Origin of the sequence: Streptomyces sp. NPDC007945 (assembly GCF_042958885.1) — a bacterium.
Lineage (GTDB): Bacteria > Actinomycetota > Actinomycetes > Streptomycetales > Streptomycetaceae > Streptomyces.
Genome location: NZ_JBIBJV010000003.1, coordinates 331,129 through 354,876 on the forward strand (window position 1 = coordinate 331,129; position 23,748 = coordinate 354,876).

General features: G+C 73.8%; 20 protein-coding genes. 10 read left to right on the forward strand and 10 right to left on the reverse strand.

The window, feature by feature from the left end; translation table 11 throughout:
- Positions 1-66 precede the first annotated feature (66 nt).
- Genes ACFZCF_RS12275 through ACFZCF_RS12290 form a run of 4 tightly spaced genes read left to right on the forward strand, consistent with a single transcriptional unit; the run spans position 67 to position 4,640 of the window.
- Positions 67-1,029, forward strand: coding sequence for an NTP transferase domain-containing protein (locus ACFZCF_RS12275; protein ID WP_391286383.1), 963 nt, complete (start codon positions 67-69; stop codon positions 1,027-1,029).
- Positions 1,026-2,546, forward strand: coding sequence for a molybdopterin-binding protein (locus ACFZCF_RS12280; RefSeq protein ID WP_391286385.1), 1,521 nt, complete (start codon positions 1,026-1,028; stop codon positions 2,544-2,546). The genes ACFZCF_RS12275 and ACFZCF_RS12280 overlap by 4 nt, the downstream gene beginning before the upstream one ends.
- Complete coding sequence (locus ACFZCF_RS12285; protein WP_388442575.1) at positions 2,534-3,625, forward strand: potassium channel family protein; 1,092 nt, start codon at positions 2,534-2,536, stop codon at positions 3,623-3,625. Before ACFZCF_RS12280 ends, ACFZCF_RS12285 begins: the two co-directional genes overlap by 13 nt.
- Positions 3,626-3,659: 34 nt before the next feature.
- A complete protein-coding gene (locus ACFZCF_RS12290; RefSeq protein WP_391286388.1) occupies positions 3,660-4,640 on the forward strand; it encodes a zinc-binding dehydrogenase in 981 nt (326 codons plus the stop codon).
- Positions 4,641-4,794: 154 nt separating this feature from the next.
- Here the strand turns inward: ACFZCF_RS12290 and ACFZCF_RS12295 are convergent, their stop codons facing one another.
- From ACFZCF_RS12295 to ACFZCF_RS12320, 6 genes are all read right to left on the reverse strand, one after another.
- The gene (locus ACFZCF_RS12295) at positions 4,795-5,349 is read right to left on the reverse strand and encodes a proteasome activator (protein WP_391286390.1); all 555 of its coding nucleotides are present in this window, start codon (positions 5,347-5,349) and stop codon (positions 4,795-4,797) included.
- 97 nt (positions 5,350-5,446) lie between these two features.
- On the reverse strand, positions 5,447-8,314 hold the full coding sequence (locus tag ACFZCF_RS12300) for an FtsX-like permease family protein (RefSeq protein WP_391286392.1): 2,868 nt from the start codon (positions 8,312-8,314) through the stop codon (positions 5,447-5,449).
- A complete protein-coding gene (locus ACFZCF_RS12305; protein WP_388442585.1) occupies positions 8,311-9,054 on the reverse strand; it encodes an ABC transporter ATP-binding protein in 744 nt (247 codons plus the stop codon). Before ACFZCF_RS12305 ends, ACFZCF_RS12300 begins: the two co-directional genes overlap by 4 nt.
- 87 nt (positions 9,055-9,141) lie before the next feature.
- Positions 9,142-9,840: a helix-turn-helix transcriptional regulator gene (locus tag ACFZCF_RS12310; RefSeq protein WP_391286394.1), complete on the reverse strand. Its 699-nt coding sequence runs from the start codon at positions 9,838-9,840 to the stop codon at positions 9,142-9,144.
- A 98-nt stretch (positions 9,841-9,938) separates the two neighbouring features.
- Positions 9,939-10,748 (reverse strand): hypothetical protein, encoded by an 810-nt coding sequence (locus ACFZCF_RS12315; protein ID WP_391286396.1) that lies wholly within the window; start codon positions 10,746-10,748, stop codon positions 9,939-9,941.
- Positions 10,749-10,892: 144 nt separating this feature from the next.
- Complete coding sequence (locus tag ACFZCF_RS12320; protein WP_388442595.1) at positions 10,893-12,515, reverse strand: protein kinase; 1,623 nt, start codon at positions 12,513-12,515, stop codon at positions 10,893-10,895.
- A gap of 293 nt (positions 12,516-12,808) precedes the next feature.
- On the opposite strand from ACFZCF_RS12320, the gene ACFZCF_RS12325 reads away from it, so the two are divergent.
- Positions 12,809-14,461, forward strand: a complete 1,653-nt coding sequence (locus ACFZCF_RS12325; protein WP_391286399.1) for a protein kinase — start codon at positions 12,809-12,811, stop codon at positions 14,459-14,461.
- A 24-nt stretch (positions 14,462-14,485) separates the two neighbouring features.
- On the opposite strand, the gene ACFZCF_RS12330 is transcribed toward ACFZCF_RS12325, so the two are convergent.
- The 3 genes from ACFZCF_RS12330 to ACFZCF_RS12340 all read right to left on the reverse strand — a co-directional run bounded on the left by ACFZCF_RS12330 (position 14,486) and on the right by ACFZCF_RS12340 (position 16,760).
- On the reverse strand, positions 14,486-15,502 hold the full coding sequence (locus ACFZCF_RS12330; RefSeq protein ID WP_391286401.1) for a phosphotransferase: 1,017 nt from the start codon (positions 15,500-15,502) through the stop codon (positions 14,486-14,488).
- 15 nt (positions 15,503-15,517) lie between these two features.
- Positions 15,518-15,949 (reverse strand): pyridoxamine 5'-phosphate oxidase family protein, encoded by a 432-nt coding sequence (locus ACFZCF_RS12335; RefSeq protein WP_391286402.1) that lies wholly within the window; start codon positions 15,947-15,949, stop codon positions 15,518-15,520.
- Between the two features lie 151 nt (positions 15,950-16,100).
- The gene (locus tag ACFZCF_RS12340; RefSeq protein ID WP_388442607.1) at positions 16,101-16,760 is read right to left on the reverse strand and encodes a response regulator; all 660 of its coding nucleotides are present in this window, start codon (positions 16,758-16,760) and stop codon (positions 16,101-16,103) included.
- 342 nt (positions 16,761-17,102) lie between these two features.
- Between ACFZCF_RS12340 and pdhA the strand changes: the two genes are divergently transcribed.
- From pdhA to ACFZCF_RS12365, 5 genes are all read left to right on the forward strand, one after another.
- Positions 17,103-18,284 (forward strand): pyruvate dehydrogenase (acetyl-transferring) E1 component subunit alpha, encoded by a 1,182-nt coding sequence (gene pdhA, locus ACFZCF_RS12345; protein ID WP_388442610.1) that lies wholly within the window; start codon positions 17,103-17,105, stop codon positions 18,282-18,284.
- Between the two features lie 2 nt (positions 18,285-18,286).
- Complete coding sequence (locus ACFZCF_RS12350; protein ID WP_388442613.1) at positions 18,287-19,267, forward strand: alpha-ketoacid dehydrogenase subunit beta; 981 nt, start codon at positions 18,287-18,289, stop codon at positions 19,265-19,267.
- Between the two features lie 13 nt (positions 19,268-19,280).
- Complete coding sequence (locus tag ACFZCF_RS12355) at positions 19,281-20,705, forward strand: 2-oxo acid dehydrogenase subunit E2 (protein ID WP_391286406.1); 1,425 nt, start codon at positions 19,281-19,283, stop codon at positions 20,703-20,705.
- 97 nt (positions 20,706-20,802) lie between these two features.
- Complete coding sequence (locus tag ACFZCF_RS12360) at positions 20,803-21,489, forward strand: GntR family transcriptional regulator (RefSeq protein ID WP_388442618.1); 687 nt, start codon at positions 20,803-20,805, stop codon at positions 21,487-21,489.
- Positions 21,486-22,799, forward strand: a complete 1,314-nt coding sequence (locus ACFZCF_RS12365; RefSeq protein WP_391286408.1) for an MFS transporter — start codon at positions 21,486-21,488, stop codon at positions 22,797-22,799. Before ACFZCF_RS12360 ends, ACFZCF_RS12365 begins: the two co-directional genes overlap by 4 nt.
- Before the next feature lie 7 nt (positions 22,800-22,806).
- On the opposite strand, the gene ACFZCF_RS12370 is transcribed toward ACFZCF_RS12365, so the two are convergent.
- Positions 22,807-23,634 carry a maleylpyruvate isomerase family mycothiol-dependent enzyme gene (locus ACFZCF_RS12370; protein WP_388442624.1) on the reverse strand — a complete coding sequence of 276 codons (828 nt, stop codon included), beginning with the start codon at positions 23,632-23,634 and terminating at the stop codon, positions 22,807-22,809.
- Positions 23,635-23,748: the final 114 nt, after the last annotated feature.

Consider the following 23,748-nt stretch of genomic DNA (forward strand, 5'->3'; position numbering starts at 1 on the left):
CCCGTCTCCGTCTCATCCAGGGGACCGGGCGGGCGGGCGTCGGGGGCGGCGGCCCATACTGCTGGGGTGACCACCGCATTCGACGCCGTCGTGCTCGCCGGAGGCGCCGCGCGGCGCCTCGGCGGTGCGGACAAACCAGGAGTACGCGTCGGCGGCCGCACCCTGCTCGACCGGGTGCTCACCGCCTGCGCCGGGGCGCGCCGGACCGTCGTCGTCGGCGCCCCCCGCCCGACCGTCCGCCCCGTCGGCTGGACCCGCGAGGAGCCGACCGGGACGGGGCCGGTGGCCGCCCTCGCCGCCGGCGCGACCGCGCTCGGGGACCCCGGCACCCTGCTCGTCCTCTCCGCCGACCTGCCCTTCCTCGGCGAGCGGACGGTGCTGCGGCTCCTCGCCGCGCTCGACGCCGACCCGGGAGCCGAGGGGGCGCTGCTCGTCGACGGGGACGGGCGGGAGCAGCCCCTCGTCGCCGTCTACCGGGGCGCGGCCCTGCGCCGGGAGCTCGACGGGCTCCGCCGGGCACGCGGGGAGCTCGACCACCTGCCGCTGCGGTCGCTCGTCGGGGGCCTGCGGCTCGTCCGGGTCCCGGCCGGAGCGGAGGAGCCCGCTGCCTCGTTCGACTGCGACACCTGGGAGGACATCGCCACGGCCCGGGCGCGCATCAGGGACCATGGGTCCGTGCTGGACGAATGGATCACCGCAGTCAAGACCGAACTGGGCATCGACCTGGACGTCGACACCGGCGTCCTGCTCGACCTGGCCCGGGACGCCGCCCACGGCGTCGCCCGCCCCGCCGCGCCCCTGACGACCTTCCTCGTCGGCTACGCGGCGGCCCGGGCCGCGCAGGGCGGTGCCGCCCCCGCAGAAGCCGTGGCCGAGGCCTCCCGCAGGGCCGCCGCCCTCGCCCTCCGCTGGGAAGCCGAAGCGGCCGAACAGGCAGGGCAGGCCGGACAGGGCGGGACGACCGCGCGGGCCGGGGAGGGCGAGCAGGCCGGGCAGCCGCCGCGGGACGCCACGGACGAGGCCGGATGACCGCCGGACAACCCGCCTCTCCCCCCACCCCCGCGCGGGCCCACGGGCACCATCGCGCCACCCCCTGGCCCGAGGCGCGTGCCCTCGCCGTCCTGGCGGGCACCGCGGCGCGGGCGGCGGTGGAGCGCCCGGCGGTGCGCGTGCCGCTCGGGCGGGCGCTCGGACGCACCCTCGCCGAACCGCTGCGGGCGCTCACCGATCTGCCCTCCTTCGACAGTTCCGCCATGGACGGCTGGGCGGTCGCCGGACCGGGGCCCTGGACGGTGCGCGAGGAGGCGGTCCTCGCCGGGCACGCCGGAGCCGCCGCCCTCGCCCCCGGGCAGGCCGTACGGATCGCCACCGGCGCCCGCGTCCCCGCCGGCGCCACCGCCGTCATCCGCACCGAACACTCCCGCACCGAGGAGCCGTACGACGAGGGCTCCCGCACCCAGGAGCCCCACACCGAGGACCCGTACGACGAGGACTTCCGCGCCCAGGAGTCCCGCAACGAGGAGACCCGCACCGAGGGCCCCGACACCCGGAAGTCCCCCGCCGAGACCGGAGCGGTTCTGCTGTACCCCCTCCGGGAGGTCGTGACCGGGCAGGACATCCGCCCGCGGGGCCAGGAGTGCCGGGCCGGTGACGAGTTGCTGCCCGCCGGGTCCCCCGTCGGTCCCTCCGTCCTCGGTCTCGCCGCCGCCGCCGGATACGACGAGCTCGTCGTGGCACCCCGCCCCCGGGTGGAGGTCCTCGTCCTCGGCGACGAACTGCTGGCGGAAGGTCTCCCCCACGAGGGGCTGATCCGCGACGCGCTCGGCCCGATGCTCGGCCCCTGGCTCACCGCGCTGGGCGCGGAGGTCCTGGCGACCCGCCGGATCCGGGACGACGCCGAGGCCTTGTACACGGCCGTCACGACGTCCGCCGCCGACCTCGTCGTCACCACGGGCGGCACCGCCTCCGGGCCCGTGGACCACGTCCACCCGGTCCTGGACAAGGCCGGAGCCACCCTGCTCGTCGACGGGGTGAAGGTCCGCCCCGGCCACCCCATGCTGCTCGCCCGGCTGGACGCGGGACGCCATCTCGTCGGGCTGCCGGGCAACCCCCTGGCCGCCGTCTCCGGCCTCCTCACCCTCGCCGCGCCGCTCCTGGGCGCCCTGGCGACGCCCCCGCCCGAGCCCCCCGCCGCCGCACCGGCCACGGCCCCGGCCGCCTCCGCGCCGAACCCGTCCCCGACCCGCGCCGCACCGAGCGACGTTCCCGCACCGAGCGACGTTCCCGCGCCGAGCGACTCGCGGGCGCCCCTCCGCGACCCCGTCCAGGGCCACCCGTACGACACCCGGCTCGTGCCCGTCGTGCACCGGGACGGCTTCGTCGTGCCCCTGCGGTACAACGGGCCGGCCATGCTGCGGGGCATCGCCGCCGCCGACGCCATGGCCGTGGTCCCGCCCGGCGGAGCCGAGCCCGGACAGCGCCTTGAGCTGCTCGCCCTCCCCCGGCCGACCGAGCCTCCGTTCGCTCAAGGAGCATGTTTCACGTGAAACTTCCCAACCGTGACGTCATGGCCCGCCATGCCGAAGAGAAGGTCACCGGGGCGCGGATCCATCTGCCCAGCCGCTCCGTGGACCCCCTCCGGCAGGTCGCCCGGCGTCTTCTCATGGCCCTCGGGGTGCTGTTCCTGACGGTCCTGATCGTCTACGTGGACCGCGACGGCTACCACGACAACGCCAACGAGACCGTCGACTTCCTCGACTGCGCCTACTACGCGACCGTCACCCTCTCCACCACCGGATACGGCGACATCGTCCCGTTCAGCGACTCCGCGCGACTCGTCAACATCCTGGTGATCACGCCCCTGCGCGTGCTCTTCCTCATCATCCTGGTCGGCACCACTCTCGAGGTCCTCACGGAACGGACCCGGGAGGAGTTCCGCCTCAAGAAGTGGAGGTCCCACTTGCGCGACCACACCGTGATCGTCGGCTTCGGAACGAAGGGGCGGTCCGCGATCCAGACCCTCTGCGCCACCGGCCTGCGCAAGGACCAGATCGTCATCGTCGACCCGTCCGGCAAGGTCATCGAGGCCGCCAACCTCGACGGCTTCGTCGGCGTCGTCGGCGACGGCACCCGCAGCGACGTCCTGCTCAGGGCCGAGGTCCAGCGGGCCCGCCAGATCGTCATCGCCACCCAGCGCGACGACACCGCCGTCCTGGTCACCCTGACCGCCCGCCAGCTCAACCGGGGCGCGAAGATCGTCGCCGCCGTCCGCGAGGAGGAGAACGCGCCGCTGCTCCGCCAGTCCGGCGCCGACGCGGTCATCACCAGCGCCTCCGCCGCCGGCCGGCTCCTCGGCCTCTCCGTGCTCAGCCCCAGCGCGGGCACCGTCATGGAGGACCTGATCCAGCAGGGCTCCGGCCTCGACCTGGTCGAGCGCCCGGTGACCAAGGCGGAGGTGGGCCGCAGCGTCCGGGAGACCGGCGACCTGGTGGTGAGCGTGCTGCGCGGCCACCGGCTGCTCGGCTACGACGACCCGGCGGCCAGCCCCCTCCAGCTCACGGACCGGGTCATCACCATCGTCCGGGCCACCCCCGGCGTTCCGCTCACCACGCCGCCGGAGGACTGAGCGTCCCCGACGGACCGGGAGTAGCCTCGCGCCCATGCATGCGATCACGATTCCGGAAGCCGGTGGCCCCGAGGCCCTCGTCTGGGCCGAGGTGCCCGATCCCGTGCCCGGCGAGGGCGAGGTCCTCGTCGAGGTGGTGGCCAGCGCCGTCAACCGCGCCGACGTCCTCCAGCGGCAGGGCTTCTACAACCCGCCGCCCGGCACCTCGCCCCACCCCGGCCTGGAGTGCGCCGGACGGATCACGGCCCTCGGCCCCGGGGTCTCCGGCTGGTCCGTCGGCGACGAGGTCTGCGCCCTGCTCGTCGGCGGCGGCTACGCCCAGCGGGTCGCCGTCCCCGCCGGCCAGCTGCTTCCGGTCCCGAAGGGCGTCGACCTGGTCACGGCCGCGGCGCTCCCCGAGGTCGCCTGCACGGTGTGGTCCAACGTCTTCATGATCGCCCACTTGCGGCCCGGGGAGACGCTCCTCGTGCACGGCGGGGCGAGCGGCATCGGCACGATGGCGATCCAGCTGGCCAAGGCGGTCGGCGCGAAGGTCGCCGTCACGGCGGGCAGCCCGGAGAAGCTGGCCCGCTGCGCCGAACTCGGCGCGGACGTGCTGATCGACTACCGCACCCAGGACTTCGTGGAGGAGCTCCACAAGGCCACCGACGGGGCGGGCGCGGACGTGATCCTGGACATCATGGGCGCCAAGTACCTGGACCGGAACGTCCAGGCCCTCGCGGTCAACGGCCGTCTGGTGGTCATCGGCCTCCAGGGCGGCGTCAAGGGCGAGCTGAACCTCAGCGCGCTCCTCGCCAAGCGGGCCGCCGTGATGGCGACGACGCTGCGCGCCCGCCCGCTCCAGGAGAAGGCGACGATCGTCGCGGCCGTCCGCGAGCACGTCTGGCCGCTGGTCGAGGGCGGCACGGTCCGCCCGGTCGTCGACCGGACGCTCCCGATGCCGGAGGCCGCCGAGGCCCACCGCGTCCTGGAGTCCGGCGCCCACGTCGGCAAGGTCCTGCTGCTCGCGCCGTAGCCGCCGGGGCGGTACGCGAAAGGGCCCGGCGCTTCCGAAGCGCCGGGCCCTTCCCCGTGACGACCGCCTTGCCGGCCACGGTCGATTCCCCGTGACGACCGCCTTTGCCGGCCGCGGTCGATCGCCTTTCGGACGCGTCCGATCCGGCCGACCCCTACAAGTACGGCCCCGAGCCGACCGCCCGGCCGTGGCCGCGGCCGCCGGGCTCGTCGTCGTCATCGTGTGAGGCGCCGGGCGGCAAGGCCCGCCGCATCTGCTCCAGTTGGGCGCGGGCCGCCATCTGCTGGGCGAACAGCGCCGTCTGGATGCCGTGGAAGAGGCCCTCCAGCCACCCGACCAGCTGGGCCTGCGCGATGCGCAGTTCCGCCTCGGAGGGGATGGCCTCGTCGGTGAAGGGGAGCGAGAGCCGCTCCAACTCCTCGACGAGCTCCGGCGCGAGGCCGTCCTCCAGCTCCTTCACCGAGCTGGCGTGGATGTCCTTCAGCCGGACCCGGCTGGCCTCGTCGAGGGGTGCCGCCCGCACCTCCTCCAGAAGTTGCTTGATCATGCTGCCGATCCGCATGACCTTCGCCGGCTGCTCGACCATTTCCGTCACCGGGACCTCACGGGGTTCGTCGTCGCCCTGGGCGCCGCCGAGAGCCATCCCGTCCTGTCCCACGATGAGGACCTGGGGGCTCTCCGGCGACCTGTCATTCCTCGGCATCTCCATGCCGCCATTCTCTCGCACACACGCTTCACCACCAGGTGTGCCCGGGGAGGAGGGTGATCCACCCTCCTCCCCGGGCACGGTCGGCCGCGGAAAGACGTCAGGTCGCCTCGCGGCGGGCCACCGCCCCCTTCGAGCGGGTCACCAGGGCGGCGAGCAGCGCCGCGCCGAGCGGGACGATGACGAGCAGCGCCCCGAGCGTCTCCCAGGGGATCACGATCGGCACGTACGGCGGGGTGAGATCACTGCCCCAGCCCTCCGCGAGGGTCTGCTCGTGGAAGCGGATCTGTTCGCGTTCCTCGGTGAGCCGCAGCCCGACCGCGGGAAGCAGTCCGGCGACGGAGCCGAGGACGACGCCCATCGCGGCGACCACCCCGCACTGGAAGCCGCTGAGGGTGCGGCGGACGCGCGGCGGGGCGCCGACGGCGGCCAGCGTCTTCAGGTCGGCCTCGGCGTCGGCCTGGGCGAGGCCGGTGGCGATGCCGGCGGCACCGATGGTGACCAGACCGGCGAAGACGGTCAGCGCGAGCAGGAAGATGCTGTCGTCGGAGACGTAGCCCTCCTCCACGGTGAGGTCGACCCCGGCACCGAGGGTGGCCAGTTCGGCGTCGAGCTTCTGGCGCTGCTCGCTGCTCGGCAGGGCGTCGGTGCTGAAGTAGGCGCCGACGGGCGCCGTGGCGAGGCCGGCGGCCTTGGCGGCCGCGGGGCTCATGAGGACCTGGAGTCCGTAGGAGTTCGGGTCGCCCGGCACCAGGTGGGCGGGGACGCGGGAGACCTTGCCCGGGGTGGGCTTGCGCGCCATCGCGGCCCGCTCGGCGGCCTTCAGGTCGGTGACCTGCTTGATGCCGATCGTGCCGTCCTTCTCCATCAGGGGCCGGGAGAGGACGACGGCCTTGCCGTCGGCGAGGGCGCGGACGGCGCCGGGGTCGTCGATGCCGAGGACCTTCAGGAGCCGGGCGTCGCCGACGAGGAGTCCGCCGTCGACGTAGACCCCGCCGCCGCCCGAGGTCTGCTTGCAGCGCCAGTCCTCGTGGATCATCGTGCGCCGCTGCTCGGGGGTGAACTTCTCGGACGGGTCGCTGCCGTCGGTGGTGGTCGCCCACATCGGGCACTCGTTGGCGGGCGGCATCAGCAGCTCGTACTGGCCGCAGCCGTCGCCGCCGCCCCAGGCGGGGCAGCCGGGCTTGCCGACGGTGACGCGGGAGACGTCGGCGCGGGTCTCGACGGAGAAGTAGCGCTGGACGGCGTCGGCGACGGCGGGGACGTCCCGGCCGCCCTCCTCCACCTGGAAGAAGGAGACGGCGCCGTGCGGCAGGCTGGCGGTGTACTGGGCCCGGTACTGGGCGTCGCTGCTCGACGTGAACGTGGCGACGGCGACGGTGCCGGCGACCGCGGCGAGGACGGCGGCGACCGCGGGCGCCGTGCGGCCCCGGTTGCGGACGGCGTCGCGGAGCGCGAGCCGCGGGGAGAGCGGCAGCCAGCGGCCGACCCGCCCGAAGAGCCCGACGATGGCGGGGGTCATGGCGACCACGCCCAGCTCGGCGACGGCGGAGCCGCCGGCGACGATGATGAACTGGTCGGTGACGACGGAGCCGTAGAGGGCGATCGCCGCGCCGAGGAGCAGCGCGATCAGGCCGACGACGGGCAGCACCTTGCTGGTGGAGCGGACGCCGCGGCGGCCGGTGAGCGAGGCGAGCACGGTCTGCCGGGAGGCGGTGACGGCCGGGACGATGGCGGCGAGCAGGCCGGTGAGGACGGCGAGCAGCGCGATGCCGAGGAGTTCGAGCGGCCGGACGTCGAAGGCGCCGAACCGCTGCCCCATGAAGTCCTCCAGGAACGGCTGGAGGACGAGGGTGAGGAGCAGGGCGAGCACCGTGCCGACGACGGCGGCGGAGACGCCGATGACGAGGCCGCCGCTGAGGACGATGGCGCGGATGTGGCTGCGGGAGCCGCCGTTGGCGCCGACCAGGCCGAGCTGGCGGCGGGAGCGGCGGGCGCCGACCGCGAACGCGGGTCCGGCGAGCAGGCAGATCTCCAGCATCGCCAGGCCGACGACGGTGGCGAGGGAGGCGAGGAGCATGGCGTCGGCGCCGTCGCTCGACCGGAAGTCGCCCCAGCCGTCCTGCTGGTAGAGCGGGACCTCGGAGTCGGCGGGCGGGTCGAGCTGGACGGCCCGGGAGGTGACCGAGACGCCCTTGGCGTTGATCGCCTGTACGTCGTTCCACGTGAAACCACCGGGACGCTGCACGAGGTACGAGGTGGTGGAGCCGGGCGCGAGCGCCCCCGCCTTCTCCGCGGCCTTCCCGTACGGGGCGAGGAAGGCCCCGGGCAGCGCGGTGATCTGCGCGGTGTCCAGTTCGTCGGGGAGCTCGTAGGAGCCCACGATCCGGTACGGCCGGTCGAAATTGCGAGCGGAAACGGTCGAGCCGACGGAGAGCCCGCTCTTCTCCAGGAACGCCGAGGTGGCGATGACCTCGTCGGCCTTCTCGGGGTGGCGCCCGTCGAGGAGCGTGACGATGCCCCGGGCCATCGGGTCGGCGGTCTTCAGCTCCCGGACGTCGGTCTGGAGCAGGCCGTGCACGGTGGTGAGCTTGGCCGCGCCCTGGGTGTCGGTGATCCAGCGGGCCCCGGCCGGTATGACCTTGCCGGGGTCGGTGGAGCCGCTGGGCCAGGGCTCGTTCTCCGCCGGTTCCCTCGCCGGATAGACGTTGTCGCCGTCGGGCGACTGGTGGACCGCGACCTCGCCGAAGCCGGGGTCGCGGAAGGCGGCGTCGGCGGCGCCGATCGACCGCTCCAGGCGTTCGGTGACGGAGAGTTCGGAGCTGCGGATGGTGAGGTCGGCGGCGCTGACCCCGAGGATGGGGAGGGCGATCATCGCGAGGACGAGCGAGCTGCGGCCCTTGGCGCGCCAGGCGTCGCGGCGGGCGATGCGGATCGCCGCCCGCCAGGAGTGGAACCAGGTCTTCACGCTTCCGCCACCCGGCCCGTCAGGAGGGAGTCGGCCTCGCTGCGCACGGTCTGGTCGACGATGGCGCCGTCGCGCAGGAAGACGACCCGGTCGGCCCAGGCGGCGAACCGGGGCTCGTGGGTGACGAGGACGCCGGCGGCACCCGCGTCGCAGCGGGAGCGGAGCAGGGCGAGGACGGACTCGCCGGTCTCGGAGTCGAGGGCGCCGGTGGGCTCGTCGGCGAGGACGAGGCGGCGGTCGCCGACGAGGGCGCGGGCGATGGCGACGCGCTGCTGCTGACCGCCGGACATCTCGTCGGGGAAACGGTCGGCGAGGTGCCCGAGCCCCATCTCCTCCAGGGCGGCGAGCGCCTCCACGCGTGCCTTGCGGGCCGACACGCCGTCGAGCTCGCGCGGCAGGGAGACGTTCTCGGCGGCGGTCAGGGCGGGGATGAGGTTGTAGTCCTGGAAGACGTAGCCGATGCTGCGGCGGCGCAGGGCGGCGAGCTCCTTCAGTCCCGCGGTGGTGATGTCGGTGCCCTCGACGATCACCTGTCCGGAGGTGGGGGTGTCGAGGCCGCCGGCGATGGTGAGGAGCGTGGACTTGCCGGAGCCGGACGGCCCCATGACGGCGACGAGTTCGCCGGGGTGCACGTCGAGGTCGATGCCGCGCAGGGCGTGCACCTCGGTGGCGCCGGACCCGTGGACCCGGGTCAGGTTCTGCAGGCGCAGCACGGGCTGCGCGGCGAGCGGTGTGGACATGAAGGGTCCCCCTAGGGTGCGCGGAGAACGCACGGTGAGCGGTGTGATGGAAGAGCGGACGGAGTCGTACGGGGGCTCGGGCCCCGGTCAGCGGGCCCGGCCCGCGGCCCCGCCCCGCGGAGCCACCCCCGACCCGGCCCCCACGCCCCCGACGCCCGTCCCCGCCCCGGGCCCGGGCCGGGCCCCCGCGTCCTCGGCACCCGTCCCGGAGGCGGGTGCGGGGGCGGTGGGGGCAGGGGCGGTGGCGGAGAGGCGGATCAGCCGGGACTCGCAGTGGTCGAGCCAGCGGGCCTCGGCCTCGGTCTGGAAGATCAGTTGTTCCAGGACGAGGAGCCAGGCGATGTCGTCGCGTTCGCGGCTGCCGGTGCCTTCGAGCGCGGTGAGGGCCTGGGCCTTGAGGCGGGTGTAGTCCTGCATGGCCTTCACGGTGTGGCGGCGCTGGGACTGGATGACCTCGCGGATGTCGACGCCGGGCGCCCCGACGGCCATGGCGAGCTTGATGGCGAGCTCGTCGCGGGCGGGACTGGTGCGGTCCACCGGCTGCTCGAACCAGGTGCGCAGTTCGGTGCGGCCGGCGTCGGTGATCGCGTAGAGAGCGTGGCCGGCGCCGTCCTCGCCGTTCTGGGCCACGAGGCCGTCCCGTTCGAGCCGGCCGAGGGTCGTGTAGACCTGTCCGACGTTGAGGGGCCAGGTGGAGCCGGTGCGGGACTCGAACTCGGTGCGCAGCTGGGAGCCGTAGCGGGGGCCGTGCTCGAGGAGGGCGAGGAGCCCGTGGCGGATCGACATACCGAGTATGTATACCGGGTATGTCGAGGCCGGCAACCGTCCTGAGAGGGAGGCGGAGGGTCCGCCTCAGGAGGGACCGGGGGTGGCCGGACGGGCCGTCAGCGGCGGCGGAGCCGCAGCCCGAGGAAGCCGAGGCCGAGCCCCATGAGGGTGAGCCCCACGCCGAGGGTGAGCAGCGGAACGGGCTGGTCGGGGGTGGTGCCGGGGGTCCGCAGGGCGAGCTGCGGGACGGTGGCGGGGTGGGTGGCGCGGGCCGCTTCGGGGCGGCCGGCGGCGTCCTCCCCGGGTACCGTCGCGTCCTCCTCGGGGAGCGGGTCCCCGGCGGATTCTGTTGCGGTTCTGTCACGTGAGGAGGGGGCGGATCCGGAGGTGTCGGTGGGTTCCTCGGTCGTCGGGTCGGGCGTCGCGGGTTCGCTGCGGCCGGGTCGGGGGAGGCCCTCGCCGACGGGCCGCCCGGCGAGCGAGGGGGAGCCGGTGGGCGCCGGTGCGTCACTGGTGCGGGCGGCGGGCTTCCCGGGCCGGGGCATGGCGCCGCTCGTGGGGGAGGCCGGGGCCGTGGTGGGCGGGGCGGTGGTGCCGGTCGCGGCGGGGGTGCCGGTGGCGGTTCCGGTGCCGGTGGGGCCCGGCCGGCCGGTGGCGCCCTGCCCCGGGGGCGTACCCGGTCGGGTGGTGGCGGGGGTGCCGGTCGCGGTGGGCGGGGCGGCCGGGGAGGAGGGGGCGGCGGGGCTGGAGGCGCCGGGCGCGGTGGGCCCGGCGGTGGGGCCGTGGGCGGCGGCCACGGTGCCGCCGTACAGGGTGAAGGCGCAGGCCAGGGCGGGGGCGAGGGTGGCCGTACGGAGGGCGGTGCGGGAGCCGAGGCCCGCCGCCCGCACCTGTCCGACGGCCCTGGCCCGTGCCGGTCCGCGCACCTGTCGGCGTGCCCGTACCCGTCCGCGTACCCGTACGCCACCGCTTCCGCCGTGTGTGGGAGCCACCGGGAATCCCTCCCTGCCGTGCCGCCGAGGTGTCCGACTCAGCGTCACATGTCGGGACGATTCCGGCATCCCGGACTGCTACTGCTGCGGGTTCCCGGTGGAGACGTCCAGGGTGAACTCGGCGTCCTCCGCGGAGATGTCCGTGCCGGCCTTCGGGTACTGCTGGAGGACCGTGCCCTCGCCGTAGGTGTTCTCGTTCACCGGGATCTCCTTGGTGACCTTCCAGCCGGCGGCCCGGAGGCAGTCCTTCACCGAGGTGATGTTCTTGTAGGTGAGGTCCGGCACCTCGAACTTGTCGGGGTCGTCGCTCGACTCCCGCGGTTCGGTGCAGTCCTTCGTGTCGATGGTCTTCGACAGGTCCGGGCCCTTGTGGCCGGGGGCGTCCGTCTGGGTCTGGGTCTGACCGGTGCCGCCGGTCGCCCCGCCGGTGCCGCCCGCGGTGGGGTCCTGCTCCTTCTCCCACGGCTTGAGGGCGATCAGCGTGCCGCCCACGGCGACCAGGACGACGAGGACCGCGCCGATGAGCACCGGCATGTTCCGGCGGGGCGCCGGGGCGGCGGGGGCGGGCGCGTAGGAGACCGGCGGCGGGGTCTGGAAGGAAGGCGCCGGCGCCTGCTGCGGGTAGCCGTAGCCCGGGCCGGGCGCCGGGGTCGGCGGGCCGTACGGGCCGGGCTGCTGCGCCGGCTGGTACGGCTGCTGGACGTGCGGGGCGGGGGTGTGCGGCGGCGGGGTCTGGCCGACCGGCGGGAAGACGGCCGAGCCGACGCCCGAGCCGCTGCTGACCGGGGCCCCGGCGACGATCACCGGGGCGGCGGACTGGCCGGCCGAGAGCACGCGCAGGCACTCGTCGCGCATGGCGGCGGCGCTCGGGAACCGCTCGTTCGGGTTCTTCCGCAGCGCGCGGGCGACCAGCGCGTCCATCGCGGGCGTCACCGACCGGTTGACCGAGGACGGGGCGACCGGCTCCTCCTGCACGTGCGCGTAGGCGATGGCCAGCGGCGAGTCCGCGTCGAAGGGCAGCCGGCCCGTCAGCAGCTGGAAGAGCATGATGCCGACCGAATAGAGGTCGGAGCGGGCGTCCACCGGCCGGCCCAGGGCCTGCTCGGGGGAGAGGTACTGCGGGGTGCCGACGACCATGCCGGTCTGGGTCATCGAGGTGACGCCGGACTGCATGGCGCGGGCGATGCCGAAGTCCATGACCTTCACGACGCCGCGCTTGGTCATCATCACGTTGCCGGGCTTGATGTCGCGGTGGACGAGCCCCATCTCGTGGCTGACCTCCAGGGCGGCGAGCACGTCCGCCGTCACCTTCAGCGCCTTGTCGGCGGGCATCGCCCCGTACTGGCGCACGTCGGCGGCGAGGGCCGAGCCGAGCGGCTGCCCCTCGACGTACTCCATGACGATGTACGGCATCAGTCCGCCGTCGAGGGTGTCCTCGCCGGTGTCGAAGACCGAGACGATGTTGGTGTGTGAGAGCTTCGCCACGGCCTGCGCCTCGCGGCGGAACCGCTCGCGGAAGGACGCCTCGCGGCCCAGCTCGGTGTGGAGCGTCTTGATCGCGACCTGTCGGTCCAGCGCGCTGTCGTACGCGAGGTAGACCGAGGCCATGCCGCCCTCGCCGAGGAGGTCGCGCAGCTGGTAGCGGCCGTTCGCGACCGAACCGCCCGCGTAGCGGCCGCCCTGAGCGCCGTCGTGGCTCATGTGTGCTGTCCCCCTGCGCCCCGCGGCGTCGGTCCGTCGGCTTCCGGCCGGAAGTCCGTGTCCGGCTTGATTCTGCGCCAAGTCTGCCCGAGGCCCCTGACACGTCAAGCCGAGTGCCCGTTCCGTGACCCTCTGCACCGCCCGCGTCGCGCAGGGGTCGGGTGAAACTCCCGGAATTTGCACAGGCGTACACGAGAAGGGTTGGATGGCCGGTCATCGCGGACCGTGTTGTCGTACGAAGCCTGTAGCGTGACGACTGGACACACGGCACGCACAGACGACGGCGAGGACTCATGGAACCCGGATCCGACGCAGGTGGCGGTGTGCCGGGCGCCGCTGGGGAGTCGTGGGGGCTCGGGCGGGTCGTCGGCGACGGCCGCTACCGCCTGACACACCGTCTGGGGCGCGGCGGCATGGCCGAGGTCTTCGCCGCCGAGGACGTGCGGCTCGGCCGCACCGTGGCGGTGAAGCTGCTCCGCTCCGACTTGGCCGAGGACCCGGTCTCCAAGGCGCGGTTCACGCGCGAGGCGCAGTCGGTCGCGGGCCTCAACCACCACGCGATCGTGGCGGTGTACGACTCCGGCGAGGACGTCGTGGAGGGCCGCCCCGTGCCCTACATCGTGATGGAGCTCGTCGAGGGCCGCACCATCCGCGACCTGCTGGTCAGCGCGGAGGCGCCCGGCCCCGAGCAGGCGCTGGTGATCGTCTCCGGCGTCCTGGAGGCGCTGGCGTACTCGCACCAGCACGGCATCGTGCACCGCGACATCAAGCCGGCCAACGTGATCATCACGAACACCGGCGCCGTGAAGGTCATGGACTTCGGCATCGCCCGCGCCCTGCACGGCGCGCAGGCGACGATGACGCAGACCGGCATGGTCATGGGCACCCCGCAGTACCTCTCCCCGGAGCAGGCGCTCGGCAAGGCCGTCGACCACCGCTCCGACCTGTACGCCACGGGCTGCCTGCTCTACGAACTGCTTTCGCTGCGGCCCCCCTTCACCGGCGAGACGCCGCTGTCGGTGGTCTACCAGCACGTGCAGGACATCCCGGTCCCGCCGTCCGAGGTCCGCGGCTCGACGCCGCCGGAGCTGGACGGCCTGGTGATGCGCTCGCTCGCGAAGGAGCCGGACGACCGGTTCCAGAGCGCCGAGGAGTTCCGCGGGCTGATCCAGTACGGCCTGGAGATGCTCCGCCAGCAGGGCGGCCACACCGGCACCTGGAGCACCGGCCCGGTGGCCGCGCACGAGGGCGGCCACACCCCCGGTCACGGCATGGCGGCGACGACGGCCATGGGTCACCCGCCGCTGGGCGAGACCGCCCAGGGCCAGATCCTCCCGCTGCCCAACCCGGACGACGGCGGCTACTACGACGGCACGGGCAGCACCGGCGGCTACGGCCCCGGCGGCGGGAACGGCGGCTACGGCGGCCAGGACGGCGGCGGGGGCAAGCGGACCCGGATGGTGCTGTTCGCGGCGCTCGCGCTGGTCGCGATCGTCGCGGGTGCCGTCTTCGCGGTGCGCATGGCCGGGGGCGGGGGCGAGAAGAAGACCCCGGTGACGACGCCGACGACGGTCTCGTCCGCGCCGTCCACGGCCTCCGAGGAGCCCACCCCGTCCGAGGAGCCGTCCGAGAACACCTACGAGCCGCCGTCCAGCGGCGACGGCGGCACCACGCAGAACCCGTGGCCGCCGACCACGCAGCGGCCGACGACCGCGCCGACCCCGACGCAGGAGCCGACGACCGCGCCGACGCCGACGGGCGAGCCGACGACCGCGCCGACCCCGACGGACGAGCCGACGACCGCGCCGACCCCGACGGGCGGCACGACGACCGCGCCGACGGACGGCGGCGCCACCGGCGAGCCCGACCCGACCGGCGGCGACAACGGCGACCCGGAGCCCCCGCCGACCGGCGGCCCGGAGGGCGACACGGGGTCCACCCCGTAACCGCCTTCCCGGGGACGGCGGACGTCAGGCGGCGAAGGCGTCCCGGACGGCGTCGTACTCCCGGGTCCACCACACGGCCAGGGCCGACACCGCGGGGAACTGCGGGTCGGCCCTCTGGTCGTGCAACTGGTAGCGCCAGCGCAGCGTCCAGAAGTCGTTGAGCCGCTCCCACCACACCCGGTGCACCGCCGCGGCCAGCTCGGCGCCGTCGGCGCCGGCGGCCCGCCGGTAGGCGCGCGCGTAGGCCCGCACCTTCTCCAGGTCCAGCTCGCCGCCCGGCCGTACGAAGAAGATCGCGGCGGCCCGGACGGCCTCCTCGGCCCGGGGGCGGACGCCGAGGCGGTCCCAGTCGACGATGGCGGCCGGTTCCGCGCCCCGGTAGAGCAGGTTCAGCGGGTGGAAGTCGCCGTGCACCCAGCCGGCCGTGGCGGGCGCCGGAGGGCGCCGGTGCGCGTGCTGGGCGAGCAGCCGGCGCCGTTCCCGCAGCCGGTGCTCGGCGAGGACGTCGAAGCCGTCGTACGGGCGGTGGGCGCGGGCCAGGCGGATCAGCTCGGCGATGTCGGCGAAGGTGTCCTCGGGGCGGGCGCTGTCGTGCCGTTCGTCGGCCGGCGGGGGCTCCATGACCCGGTCGAGGGTGGTGTGGACGCGGCCGAGGAGGGCGCCGAGGCGGCGGGAGCCGCCGGTGCTGAGCTGGGCGCCGTCGCGGTGCCGGCCCTCGATCCAGGGGTGCAGGGCGTAGCAGCGGCCGCCGATGACGGCGACCGTGCGGCCGCGGCTGTCGGGGAGCGGCGGGGCCACCGGCAGGCCGAGGGCGTGCAGCCGCTGGGTGGCGCGGTGCTGTCGGGTGATGGTGGCCCGGTCGGCGGTGGGGGCGTCGAGGTGCTGTTTGAGGAAGTAGCGGCCGCGGGTGGTGGCGAGGCGGTAGCCGCGGTTGAGCAGGCCCTCGGTGACGGGGACGCAGGACAGGGGCTCGCCGGCGTGCGGGTGCCGGCGCAGCAGGGCGCCGACCGGAGGAGCGGAATGTTCAGATGAGCGCGGCACCCCGCAGATGGTAGATCACGTCACGTGATCGAGCGGTCGCGGTGGGGAGTTGCCCCCGGGGCCGTAGTCCATGGTGTGCACGGTGACGAACTGGGGTTCGATGCGCAGGTAGACCGGGGCGAAGGGCTCGCCGTCCACGGTCCGCGGCTCGGGGCCGAAGGCGGCCCGTTCGGACTCGGTCGGCTCGACGAGTTCGGCGGTTCCGGTGAACTGCACCGAGCAGAGGGTGCCCGACTCCGGATCGAGGTCGTCCGCCCCGTAGGCGACGACGCTGCCGCTGCACGCCTGGTGGTGGCCGAGCCCCTCGTGCATCCGGATCAGGACGCCGCCGTCGGAGACGATGTGCCGGGCGGGCGCGACGAAGGGCATCGCCCGCATGCTCGTGGCGATCCGGCCGTACGGCGCACGGCCGAGCAGTTCGATCGCGCGGATCTCCTCGGTGGACATCCCCCCACTCTCCGCCACCGGCGCCCGTCGGGAAAGGGGCCGGGGCCCCGCCCGGCCGGGGACGTAGGTCCCGAACGCCGTCCGGACGGGCACGGAGGCCTCCGAACGCCGTCCGCGGGCCCCGGGATGCTCCGCCGGGGGGAGGCGGGCCTCAGTGCCGTTCGGCCTGCAGGCGGGCCACGTACGCCGCCGCCTGGGAGCGCCGCTCCATGCCGAGCTTCGACAGCAGGCTGGAGACGTAGTTCTTGATGGTCTTCTCCGCGAGGTGGAGGCGCTCGCCGATGGCCCGGTTGGTGAGGCCCTCGCCGATCAGGTCGAGGATCTTCCGCTCCTGCTCGGTGAGGTGGGCGAGCCGGTCGTCCCCCTTCGGGTGGTTGCCGTCCCGCAGCCGCTCCAGGACCCGCGCCGTCGCCACCGGGTCGAGCAGGGACCTGCCGGCCGCCACGTCCCGGACGGCGTTCAGCAGTTCGTTGCCCCGGATCGCCTTGAGGACGTATCCGGAGGCCCCGGCCATGATCGCGTCGAAGAGCGCCTCGTCGTCCGCGTACGAGGTCAGCATCAGGCACTTGATCGACTCGTCCTGGGAGCGCACCTCGCGGCAGACCTCGACACCGCTGCCGTCGGGCAGCCGCACGTCGAGCACCGCCACGTCGGGACGGGTCGCGAGGATCCTGACCAGGGCGTCCGCGGCGGTTCCGGCCTCACCGACCACCTCGATGTCGTCCTCCACGGAAAGCAACTCGTGGACGCCGCGCCGGACGACTTCATGGTCATCCAGCAGAAATACCCGGATTTTTCCTTCTTCGCGCACGGGGTCAGTCTCACATATTGGCTCTTCCGGTGCCCGGGGTGTGCGGGTTACGGTGCCGGATGTTCCGACGACGGTGTCGGGCCGTTGCCCAACGCGCTGACCAGGGCGAGCTTCCGCTTTTCCGAATTTACTTGGAAATCCAAGCAAATTCCCAGGTCAAGAGGGGTTTCGCAGGAATGCGGCGTGATGGGTAACGTGCCTTCTGACGGCGTTCGCCGGGACAACTGTCACGCCCGACCCCGGCCGCGTCGCACCCACCCCGTGCGCAGGGTACGGATAAGGCGGAGAGCCGCACTGGCCCACCGGCGAACCCGGGGGCCGGACCGACGGAGGAGCACGCACGTGACCGTGGAGAGCACTGCCGCGCGCAAGACGACGCGACGCAGCAGCGGCGCCAAGCGCACCACCGGCGCCAGCGCCGGCGCAAAGAAGGCCGACCAGGCCCCGGCCGGGGAGCCCGAGCTCGTACAGCTGCTGACGCCCGAAGGCGAGCGGGTCCAGCACCCCGACTACGACATCGACCTGAGCGCCGAGGAGCTGCGCGGGCTCTACCGCGACATGGTCCTCACCCGCCGCTTCGACGCGGAGGCGACCGCGCTCCAGCGCCAGGGCGAGCTGGGCCTGTGGGCCTCGCTCCTCGGGCAGGAGGCCGCGCAGATCGGTTCGGGCCGCGCCCTGCGGGACGACGACTACGTCTTCCCGACCTACCGCGAGCACGGCGTGGCCTGGTGCCGCGGCGTCGACCCCACCAACCTGCTGGGCATGTTCCGCGGTGTGAACAACGGCGGCTGGGACCCCAGCACCAACAACTTCCACCTGTACACGATCGTCCTCGGCTCGCAGACCCTGCACGCCACCGGCTACGCCATGGGCATCGCCAAGGACGGCGCGGACTCCGCCGTGCTCGCCTACTTCGGCGACGGCGCCTCCAGCCAGGGCGACGTCAACGAGTCGTTCGTCTTCTCGGCGGTCTACAACGCCCCGGTCGTGTTCTTCTGCCAGAACAACCAGTGGGCGATCTCCGAGCCCATCGAGAAGCAGACCCGCGTCCCGCTCTACCAGCGCGCCCGCGGCTTCGGCTTCCCCGGCGTCCGCGTCGACGGCAACGACGTCCTCGCGTGTCTGGCCGTCACCCGCTCGGCCCTGGAGCGCGCCCGCCGCGGCGAGGGCCCGACGCTGATCGAGGCGTTCACCTACCGGATGGCCGCCCACACCACCTCCGACGACCCGACCCGCTACCGCCGCGACGCGGAGCGCGAGGCGTGGGAGGCGAAGGACCCGATCCTGCGCCTGCGGGCGTACCTGGAGAACGAGGGCCACGCCGACGCGGCCTTCTTCGAGGAGCTGGAGGCCGAGAGCGAGACCCTCGGCAAGCACGTCCGCGAGGTCGTCCGCGCCATGCCGGTCCCCGACCACATGGCCATGTTCGACCACACGTACGCGGACGGGCACGCGCTCGTCGACGAGGAACGCGCGCAGTTCGCCGCCTACCAGGCGTCCTTCGCGAACGGAGAGGCCGAGTAATCATGGCTGTTCAGAAGCTTCCCCTCGCGAAGGCGCTCAACGAGTCGCTGCGCAAGGCCCTGGAGACCGACCCCAAGGTCGTCGTCATGGGCCTGGACGTCGGCAAGCTCGGCGGTGTCTTCCGCATCACCGACGGCCTCCAGAAGGACTTCGGCGAGGACCGCGTCGTCGACACCCCGCTCGCCGAGTCCGGCATCGTCGGCACCGCGATCGGCCTCGCGCTGCGCGGCTACCGCCCCGTCGTGGAGATCCAGTTCGACGGCTTCGTCTTCCCGGCGTACGACCAGATCGTCACCCAGCTGGCGAAGATGCGGGCCCGCTCGCTCGGCACCGTGAAGATGCCGGTCGTCATCCGCATCCCGTACGGCGGCGGCATCGGCGCGGTCGAGCACCACTCCGAGTCGCCCGAGTCGCTCTTCGCGCACGTCGCGGGCCTCAAGGTCGTCACCCCGGCGAACTCCTCCGACGCCTACTGGATGCTCCAGCAGGCGATCCAGAGCGACGACCCGGTCATCTTCTTCGAGCCCAAGCGCCGCTACTGGGACAAGGGCGAGGTCGACACCGAGGCCATCCCCGGCGAGCTCCACAAGGCCCGGGTCGCCCGCGAGGGCACCGACCTGACCCTGCTGGCCTACGGCCCCATGGTGAAGACCTGCCTGGAGGCCGCAGCGGTCGCCGCCGAGGAGGGCAGGTCGATCGAGGTCGTCGACCTCCGCTCGGTCTCCCCGCTCGACTTCGACACCATCCAGACCTCGGTCGAGAAGACCGGGCGCCTGGTCGTCGTCCACGAGGCGCCGGTGTTCTTCGGCTCCGGCGCGGAGATCGCCGCCCGGATCACGGAGCGCTGCTTCTACCACCTGGAAGCCCCCGTCCTGCGGGTCGGCGGCTACCACGCGCCGTACCCGCCGGCGCGCCTGGAGGAGGAGTACCTGCCGGGCCTGGACCGCGTGCTCGACGCCGTCGACCGCTCGCTGGCGTACTGAGGAGAGCACGACCATGACGATCCGCGAATTCAAGATGCCCGACGTGGGCGAGGGCCTGACCGAGGCCGAGATCCTCAAGTGGTACGTCCAGCCCGGTGACACCGTCACCGACGGGCAGGTCGTCTGCGAGGTGGAGACGGCCAAGGCCGCTGTGGAGCTGCCGATCCCCTTCGACGGCACCGTCCACGAGCTGGTCTTCCCCGAGGGCACCACGGTCGACGTCGGCCAGGTCATCATCTCGGTGAACGTCGGCGGCGCCGCCCCGGCCGAGGCGCCGGCCCCGGCCGCCGCCCCCGCCGCCGAGGCCCCGGCGCCGGTCGCGGCCCCCGCCCCCGCCCCCGCGGCGGAGGCCGAGCCCGAGGGCCGCCAGCCGGTCCTCGTCGGCTACGGCGTGGCCGCGAGCTCCACCAAGCGCCGGGCCCGCAAGGCGGCCCCGGCCGCCTCCGTCCCGGCCCCGGCCGCCGCCGCGCCCGTCGCGGTGGTGCCCGAGCAGCTGAACGGGCACGCCCCGGCCGGCCCGCGTCCGCTGGCCAAGCCGCCGGTGCGCAAGCTCGCCAAGGACCTCGGCGTGGACCTGGCCTCGGTCGTCCCGACCGGTCCGGACGGGGTCATCACCCGCGAGGACGTGCACCGTGCCGCGGCCCCGGCCGAGGTGCCCGCCCCGGCCCCCGTCGAGGCCGCGCCCGCTCCCGTCGCGGCTCCGGCCCCGGCCGCGGCCCCGGTCGTCGAGGCCGGTGCGCGGGAGACCCGCGTCCCGATCAAGGGCGTCCGCAAGGCGACGGCGGCGGCGATGGTCGGCTCGGCCTTCACCGCCCCGCACGTCACCGAGTTCGTGACCTTCGACATCACGCGCACGATGAAGCTGGTCGAGGAACTCAAGGCCGACAAGGACATGGCCGGCCTGCGGATCAACCCGCTCCTCCTCATCGCCAAGGCCGTCCTGGTCGCGGTCCGCCGCAACCCGGAGATCAACGCGGCCTGGGACGAGGCGGCGCAGGAGATCGTCCTCAAGCACTACGTGAACCTGGGCATCGCCGCGGCCACCCCGCGCGGTCTGATCGTGCCGAACATCAAGGACGCGCACGCCCAGACCCTGCCGGAGCTCTCCCGCTCCCTCAGTGAGCTGGTCGCCACCGCCCGCGAGGGCAGGACGACCCCGGCGGCGATGCAGGGCGGCACCTTCACCATCACCAACGTCGGCGTCTTCGGCGTCGACACCGGTACGCCCATCATCAACCCGGGCGAGTCCGCGATCCTCGCGGTCGGCGCGATCAAGCTCCAGCCCTGGGTCCACAAGGGCAAGGTGAAGCCGCGTCAGGTCACCACGCTGGCCCTCTCCTTCGACCACCGCCTGGTCGACGGCGAGCTGGGCTCCAAGTTCCTGGCCGACGTGGCCGCGATCCTGGAGCAGCCGAAGCGGCTCATGACCTGGGCGTAGTGCCCCACCCGCACGTGTCCCGTTTCACGTGAAACAGGCCCGTCCGCGATGCGGACGGGCCTGTTAGTTGCACACCCCTTGTATCTATGCTGTGCGCATGCCCTCAGCCGCGCCGCCCTCCACCGAGCAGCCCGCCACACGCCCCGTCAGGCGGCCGCCCGCCGCCGAACGCGTCTACAGCCACGTCAAGCGGGCGGTCCTCGAACGTCGTTACGAGGGCGGGACCCTGCTCACCGAAGGGGAGCTGGCGGAGGCCGTGGGCGTCTCCCGGACCCCCGTCCGCGAGGCGCTGCTCAAGCTGGAGATGGAAGGGCTGCTGAAGCTCTACCCGAAGAAGGGGGCCCTCGTCCTCGCCGTCTCCGCCCAGGAGATCGCCGACGTCGTCGAGACTCGGCTGCTCGTCGAGGAGTTCGCCGTGCGGCGGGCCGTGCCCGCACCGCCCGCCCTCCTCGCCCGGCTCGAAGAGCTCCTCGCCGAGCAGGAGCTCCGGGCGACCGCCGGCGACCTCGCCGAGGTCGCCGACACCGACCGCTGCTTCCACGCCGAGATCGTCCGGCACGCCGGCAACGAGATCCTCGCCCGGCTGTACGACCAGCTCCGCGACCGGCAGCTCCGCATGGGCGTCGCCGTGATGCAGGCCCACCCCGACCGGGTCGCCCAGAACATCGCCGAGCACGCCGAGATCCTCGACCGCCTCCGCGCCGGCGACGCGGACGGTGCCGCCGCCGCCGTCCGCGGCCACCTCGGCCGCGTCGGCGCCCTGGTCCGGGGTGAGGGCCGGTGAGCCGCGACGGACACGGCTCGGCCGTCAGCCTCCCCGGCGACCCGCCCGGCGGCCGGCGCGCCGCCCTCGTCTGGAGCGTCGGCGTCGGCGTCTACTTCGTCGCCGTCATCTTCCGCACCTCGCTCGGCGTCGCCGGACTCGACGCCGCCGACCGCTTCCACGTCGGCGCCTCCGCGCTCTCCACCTTCTCCATACTCCAGCTGCTGGTCTACGCGGGCATGCAGATACCCGTCGGCCTCATGGTCGACCGGCTCGGCACCAAGAAGGTCCTCGCCCTCGGCGTCGTCCTCTTCACCCTCGGCCAGCTGGGCTTCGCGCTCTCCCCCACGTACCCCATGGCCCTCGCCTCCCGCGCCCTCCTCGGCTGCGGCGACGCCATGACCTTCATCAGCGTCCTGCGCCTCGGCGGCCGCTGGTTCCCGGCCCGCCGCGGCCCGCTCATCGCCCAGCTCGCCGGCCTCATCGGCATGGCCGGCAACCTGATCTCGACGGTCGTCCTCTCCCGCGCCCTGCACGGCCTGGGCTGGACCACCACCTTCGTCGGCAGCTCCCTCGCCGGCGTCCTCGTCCTGGTCCTGCTCCTGGCCTTCCTCAAGGACCACCCCGAGGGCCACGAACCCACCCCGGTGCACCACGCGGGCGCCGCCTACGTCCGCCGGCAGATCGCCGCGTCCTGGCGCGAGCCCGGCACCCGCCTCGGCCTGTGGGTGCACTTCACCACCCAGTTCCCCGCGATGGTGTTCCTGCTGCTGTGGGGGCTGCCGTTCCTCGTCGAGGCCCAGGGCCTGTCCCGCGGCACCGCGGGCGAACTGCTCACCCTCGTGGTGCTCTCCAACATGGCCGTCGGCCTCGCCTACGGGCAGATCATCGCCCGGCACGGCGGCGCCCGCGCCCCGCTCGCCCTCGGCACGGTCGCCGCCACGGCCCTGCTGTGGGCGGCCACCCTCGCGTACCCCGCCGACCACGCCCCGATGTGGCTGCTCGTCACCCTCTGCCTGGTCCTCGGGGCCTGCGGACCGGCCTCCATGATCGGCTTCGACTTCGCCCGCCCGGCCAACCCGCCGGAGCGTCAGGGCACCGCCTCCGGGATCGTCAACATGGGCGGTTTCGTCGCCTCCATGACGACGCTGCTCGCCGTCGGCGTGCTCCTCGACGCGACGGGCGACGACTACCGGATCGCTTTCTCCTCCGTCTTCGTCCTAGAAGCGCTCGGCGTCGCGCAGATCCTCCGCCTCAAGTCCCGCACCCACCGGCGCGAGCGCGAACGCCTCGTCGCCAGCCGGGTGGAGGCCGTCCACGTGCCCGTCTGAGGACCACTCAGTTCGGCGTCACCGCGAAGTGGCGCAGGATCGCGGCGGCCAGGTCCGCGTCGCCCTCCACCTTGACCCGGTCGGCCACCTCGGCCGGCCGGACCCGGCCGCAGGCCAGGCGCACGTACGTCTCCCAGTCCGTCGCCAGAGTCACCGCAGGGCCCAGCGACGGCGCCCCGTCGATCGTGCCCCGCCCCTCCGCGTCCACCCGCACCGTCCGCAGGAACTCCACCGGACCCGTCACGTCCACCACGACCGCCGAGCTCGCCGGCGCGCCCGCGTCCTTCGCGACCACCTTCGGCAGCGCCTGCAGGAGCATGTCCCGCACCACGAACGCGCCCGGCGAGTCCAGGTTCCCCGGCACCCCCAGCGCGAACCGCAGGTCCTGCTCGTGCACCCAGGTGTCGAAGGCCCGCAGCCGGTAGCCCTGCTCCAGGGTCTGCTCACCGCCCAGCGGCGCCCGGATGACGTGGTCGGGCGAGCGGTTCTCGTTCCGCAGCCGGCGGGCCCGGCGGATCAGGACGTACTCCAGCTCCGAGGTCATCTCCGGCGCCGTGTGGTGCCGGCGGACGTCGACCTGCACCTCCATGTAACGGGCGAAGTCACTGCGCACGTGGAACAGGTCGCGGGGGAGCGAGTGGATCGGCCGCGGGTCCCCGAGCATCTCGGTCTCCATGCCGATCACGTGCGACACGATGTCGCGGACCGACCAGCCCGGGCACGGGGTCGCCCGGTTCCACTCGCCCTCCACGAGCGGCTGCACCAGCTCGGCTATCGCTTCGAGGGAGTGGGTCCAGGCGTCGGCGTAGTTCTGGAGGCTGGGATGGACGGTCACGGGACCCCTCGACGTTCTTCGGTACGGGCTGAAAACACGACTAGCGCGACGGTGGAATGGGAGGCTCGGACGCTAAGTTACGCTCCCCGGGAGCACCCCGGCAGTGCTTTCGTG